This window comes from Sinorhizobium sp. P24N7 (genome assembly GCF_042436655.1).
GTDB lineage: Bacteria > Pseudomonadota > Alphaproteobacteria > Rhizobiales > Rhizobiaceae > Sinorhizobium > Sinorhizobium meliloti_A.
In genome coordinates, this window is record NZ_JBHMIW010000152.1 from 1 (window position 1) to 397 (window position 397).

General features: G+C 59.4%; 1 pseudogene. It reads right to left on the reverse strand.

Features of this window, described 5'->3' with window-relative positions:
• A pseudogene (locus ACFHWW_RS34390) lies at positions 1–397 on the reverse strand (hypothetical protein); the annotation flags it as partial.

Here is a 397-nt window from a genome sequence, read left to right on the forward strand (position 1 = left end):
CTTCAGGCGCTTGTTGTCTTCCTCGAGGGCAGCAAGCTCGTCGAGGAAGATCGTATTTTCGACAGTCCCTGACTGCGCCTTTCGATCCTCGTGCCCAACCTTCGAGTTGTACGCGATCGTCGGGCCGGCGGTCTGCTTGGCGCGCTTTCGAGGAGTGCCGGTTGATGTCGTTCGCGCCTGCGATGCCGGTCGTCTCTCCTGCACCTGCCCAACCACTTCGGCCGGATGATCGACCTCATGGTGCTTCGAGATTTCGACCTCTGCTCCGTCGGTATATGCTGTCGCTGCTCGTGCAACGTCGACATCGTCGGCGCGATCGTCGACAGACCCTGCATTGATCGGATCAATTGGCCGAGCTTCAGCTGAGACCGGCGCTCCAGGTGCTTCATTTGAATTG